Here is a 2299-nt window from a genome sequence, read left to right as displayed (position 1 = left end):
GCCACCCTGAACTTCGGAACCGCCGCGCCGGAGGTCATGGAGCTGCACAGCGGCGCGTGCCGCGTCCGGCTGGCCGGCAGTGAGGAATGGGCGTCCTACGGTGCCGGCGATTCGTTCTCGGTGCCGGGCGATTCTTCATTCGACATCGAGGTCACCGAAGCCGTCAGCTACGTCTGCCACTACGGCTGACCGCACTTCGACAGACGAAACGCTCCCACCGAGTGCGGTACTCGGTGGGAGCCTCTCCATTCGTGCCGCCCAGGACCGGACGATCGCTACGAGGGAGCCCCGCTCAGCCGGTGATCTCGGCCCGATCGGGTTCGGTTCCGGTCTGTGCCTTCCGCTGCGACGAGGCGTGACCGACGAACATCGCCGACGCCACGATCCCGATGATCAGGACCGTCGCCGGCAGGAGCATCGACTGGCTCAGCGCAGTGCTGAACTTCTCGGCGATCTGCTCCGGGAGAGCGTTTCCCATCGCGGCGCTGCTTCCCTCGCCGGTCTGCACTTCGCCCAGTCCCTGCGCGGCCATCCGCGACGAGATCAAGGCACCGATCGCGGCACTGCCCAGCACCGAACCGACCTGGCGGGTGGTGTTGTAGATGCCGGCACCGGCGCCCGCCTGATGGATGGGCAGGTTGTGGGTTGCGGTCGACGCCAGCGGTGCCCAGATGCAGGAATTGGACACGCCGGTAACGGCGGCGATGATCAGGAACAGCACGATGGGACTGTCCGGCGTCATCAGCACCGCGAAGCCGAAGACCGACGCCGAGAACACCGTGAAGCCGATGGTGGGCAGGACCCGCGGCGGCATCCTGTCGGAGAACTTGCCGACGAGCGGTGCGGTCAGGCCGGTGACGATCGCCATCGGGGCGAAGATCAGGGCTGCTCGCGTGGGGGAGAATCCGCGGACGGTCTCGAGATAGAAGTAGGCCGGGACCATCAGGGCGGTCATGGCTGCGCCCATCGACGAGATCGCGATGTTCGACATCGAGAAGTTCCGGTCGCGGAACAGGCTCAGCGGCACCAACGGTTCACCCTTGTTGCGGGCCTGATTGACCACGAACAGCACCATCACCGCGATACCCGCGACGATCATCACCCACGTCCAGACGTCCCAGTCCCGGCTGGATCCTTCCTGGATTCCGAAGACCAGCAGGAACAGACCGATACCGCTGAGGATCACACCGACGACGTCGAACTTGTGCGGTTGGGTTTCGAGGCTGGGCACCAGCCACGCCGCCGATGCGAACGCCACGACACCGATCGGGACGTTGATGTAGAAGATCCAGTTCCAGCCCTGCCAGTCCACCAGCACACCGCCGACGAGGGGGCCGAGCAGTGAGGCCAGGCCGGCGACAGCGCCCCACAGACCCATGGCCGCACCCCGCTTGTCCGGCGCGAACGTGCGGGTGATGATCGCCATCGTCTGCGGCGTCATCAACGCCGCGCCGAGTCCCTGGACGGCGCGGGCGGCGATGAGAATTTCGATCGAGCCGGAGGTCGCGCACCACAGCGATGCCGCGGTGAACACGACCAGGCCGGCGAGGTAGACGTTCTTCGGCCCGAACCGATCGCCGAGGCGACCGGTGAACAACAGGGGCACCGCATAGGTCAGCAGGTAGGCGCTGGTCACCCAGACGACTTGATTGATGTCTGCCTGCAGGTCGGTCATGATCGCCGGGTTGGCCACCGCAACGATGGTCAGGTCCAGCAGGATCATGAAGAACCCGACCACCAGGGCCGACAGGCCCCACCACGGATTACGTTCGGTTTTCATCGATGTCGTTCCTGTCCGTACCGGTCGAGCACGACCGGCGATCCATTGGTTCGAGATGTCACGGTTCGGTCGACGCCCGCGACCGCCCCGGGTCGCCTACGGCGCTTCTTCTCCGCCATTCGGCGAGAGTCTCCTCGGTCAACGCCGCGCTCCAGTCGCGGCCGGGATCGCGAGGCGGGTCCGGGATCCGCGCGCCTCCGGCGTCGAAGTTCTGCCACGCGAGAGAGCCGTCACGGATCTCGCCGATCAGGCGCCGCAACCATTCCGTTTCGTGAGCGGTTCTGTCGCGGAGGAAGTCGACGGCCACCCAGTACCGCCGGGGCACGTCGTTGTCGACGGCCCAGGCACGGATGGCGTCCAGTTCGACGAGATCGTCCCCGAGACGATCGATGCGTTCACCGAGCAGGGCGACGACCTCGTCGGCCGGCAGATTGTGCGATTCGGCGAGGCCGAGAGGGAATATCGGATACTCGCGAGCCGGTCGACGGATGATCTCGGCGATGCGGGCGCGCACGGCCT

2 protein-coding genes and 1 pseudogene are annotated in these 2299 nt (G+C 66.2%); 1 reads left to right on the top strand and 2 read right to left on the bottom strand.

The features are described 5' to 3' along the window. The coding region (locus R1101_RS0121585; RefSeq protein WP_016935325.1) for a pyrimidine/purine nucleoside phosphorylase at positions 1–189 on the top strand (189 nt) is incomplete at its 5' end. Between the two features lie 103 nt (positions 190–292). Here R1101_RS0121585 and R1101_RS0121580 read toward each other — a convergent pair. Together R1101_RS0121580 and R1101_RS28055 are read right to left on the bottom strand one after the other, a co-directional pair. Further along, positions 293–1780, bottom strand: coding sequence for a DHA2 family efflux MFS transporter permease subunit (locus tag R1101_RS0121580; RefSeq protein WP_016935324.1), 1488 nt, complete (start codon positions 1778–1780; stop codon positions 293–295). 58 nt (positions 1781–1838) lie between these two features. Next, a pseudogene (locus tag R1101_RS28055) lies at positions 1839–2299 on the bottom strand (PadR family transcriptional regulator); the annotation flags it as partial.

Origin of the sequence: Rhodococcus sp. R1101 (genome assembly GCF_000278445.1) — a bacterium.
Lineage (GTDB): Bacteria > Actinomycetota > Actinomycetes > Mycobacteriales > Mycobacteriaceae > Rhodococcus > Rhodococcus gordoniae.
Note: the sequence above shows the minus strand (reverse complement) of the source record. Positions and strands in the feature narration are given on the sequence as shown.

Excerpts from the sequence above, each read along its gene's own strand:
- R1101_RS0121580 (WP_016935324.1), bottom strand. The coding sequence starts at position 1,780 with ATGAAAACCGAACGTAATCCGTGGTGGGGCCTGTCGGCCCTGGTGGTC.